At 40.3% G+C, this 2,486-nt stretch carries 1 protein-coding gene and 1 pseudogene; both read left to right on the top strand.

Annotated features, from left to right (window positions below):
* Positions 1-919: pseudogene (locus tag ACFIL3_RS09650) on the top strand (hypothetical protein); the annotation flags it as partial.
* Positions 916-2,486: hypothetical protein (locus tag ACFIL3_RS09655; protein WP_375682172.1), on the top strand; the 1,571-nt coding region annotated here is incomplete at its 3' end. The pseudogene ACFIL3_RS09650 and the gene ACFIL3_RS09655, both read left to right, overlap by 4 nt.

Here is a 2,486-nt window from a genome sequence, read left to right on the forward strand (position 1 = left end):
TCAAGATCTTTTTGCAGGTATGTCGGCAGCACCGTCAGGCGGTTCTGGGTGGGATGCGCTTGCAAGTGGTGTGAAGCATCTTAATGAAGGAGATAAACAAAGAGGACAGGTTAACCAGACTGTCGAGTATCTAAAGTCCAAAGGCTACAGCGAAGAAGAAGCTGCTGTCATGGCAAGGAATCCTCAAATGCTTAGTGCATTGCTAACAAATACAGGTAGCAAAGACTTTAATGATGGAAGTTCATTAATTGATGATCCAACATCACCAACAGGAAAGAGAGTAGTTTACCACCCTGGAAGCAAAGCGTATATGGACAAAGAACGAGAAGCTGCTTTACGTCAACATAAAAACTTGTATGCAAAGGTTTTGCTAGAAGATATTGATTATGTGCAGGAATACCTTGAGAAATTTAAGAATAAGGCGACAGGTAATATAGCTTTAGCTGCTAGCTACGCGTTCTCAACGTCCGAACAATCGGATGTACGACAGATTTTGGAATCAATACAATCTCGTATAGGGCTTGACCGTATAGATCAAATGAAAATGTTATCGCAAAGAGGGGCGCTAGGACTTGGAAATGTTAGCGATAAAGACATTGAAATGTTAAAAGAGTCTCTTGGGAAATTAAATTTACGTATGTCTACACGAGAGCTTAAACGGCGTTTGTCAATAATAAAAGATGTTTTATCAAGACTGAACCTTGAAGTACAAGGTATTGTATTAGGTAAGATTGAGGCTACAGAAAATAATATGAGAAATGCCGTTATGGCAGGAAATAGCCAAAATTCGACCAATCAGGCGGTCTCACAAGGGAATGTTGCAAATTTTACAACTGTAAGCAGCACAGAACAAGCTAATAAAATGCCTATTGGGGTTGAGTTTATTTACAATGGTCAAGTTTACAAGAGGGCTAAATGATTAACAATAAGAATTCTCTTGTAGTTGATCGTGCATTAGGTGCTACGAACAATCAAGGTAAAAAAATATCAGAACTTGGTTCAAATTTTATCAATTTAGGTTCTGTTTCAGAATATGCGGCTAATCGAGAACGCTCATCAGAACTTGGACCGAATTTTATCAATTTAGGTTCTGTTTTAGAATATGCCAACCCTTCTTATGAAAATACTCCACTCTCTCCAGAGATTACACAAAGTGAAGCCTTTTGGAATTCTTTAAAGCATGGTTTGAGTTTTAATTTAGATGATGAGATTGCGGGGATTGTAGCGGCGGGACGTGATGATGAGAATGAGAGTGCACTAAATGCTTTTAGAAAGGGGCTGTACAGATATTGGTTATCTGGTGATAAAAAATACGAAGAGAAGTATGAGAAAGAAGCCAATAGAATACGTGATTATCAACGTAGGATGAGTGATACGCATTATTGGACGTCTTTGTTAGGAAATGTTGTAGGGGCTGCTTTACCTTCACTTGCGACGTTAGGAACAGGAGCGGTTGCAGGACTAGCGGGGCGGATAGCGCCTTCTGCTACTTCAAAATTAGGTCAAACCTTTTTGAAAGCCGTTCCAACACCGGTAGGTACGGGAGGGAAATGGGTAGGCGCAGGAGTGAAATATGTAGGTGGGAAAGCCAGTCCGTTTTTAGGCATCACAAAAAACACAACACTTCCTCATTTGCTTAAAGTAGGGGCGGCATCTGGTGCATTACATGGAGCAGGTGAAGGGGTAGGGTTAGGTCATACACTTCAAAGTGCAGCAGTTGGTGGTGGTTTAGGAGCAGCAGGGACAGTGGTTGGCAGTGCTTTAGGTCATTTGGCTGGTTCTACTGTCGGTGGAATACGAAGACTTCTTTCTCCTTCTCATACGAAAGAAGGTGTTTCAAAAGATACGTTAAGAGCAATCAGTAAACATTTAGGCAATGAAGCTTCTGAAGATCTAGGAAAATCTTTTAAGAATGCGGTCTCTACCGATTATGTAGCTGATCATAGTCCTTTTTTACAGGATCTTGTTTTTGATATCGCGAAAAGAAATCAAGGAGCTTATCTTGATTTGACTAAAAGAGCTGGACAGAGAGCGCTGGGAGGAGGGGAGCGTATTCATCAGGCAGCAGATGAACACTTTGTTCCTCGTCAAAATGTTACAGGTTTAAAAGATGATCTTATCGCGATTAGGAAAGCAGAACCACATACTCTTTACGAAATAGCTCAAAAAACACCAATAGGAGAACAGCATTATGGTGCTCTTAATGAATTAATGAAGCGTCCATACTTCAAACAGGCTTATAAAGGAGGGCTACAGGAATTCACGAGTGGTGGCAAAGAAGTCAGTTCGTTTTCTTCTGAAAAATTTAATCTCCTTAAAGAAAAACCCAACATGGGAGTTCTCCATGAAACGAAGGTGAAACTTGGTCTTATGAGAGATGAAGCCGAGAAGATAGGAGATAATAGTAAAGTTCATACCTTAGTTGGCATTCAGAAAAAGTTATTAGAGCTTATGGATGATATATCGCCTAAATATAAGAAGGCACG

The sequence above is a fragment of the Bartonella sp. CE47NXGY genome (genome assembly GCF_042195415.1).
GTDB lineage: Bacteria > Pseudomonadota > Alphaproteobacteria > Rhizobiales > Rhizobiaceae > Bartonella.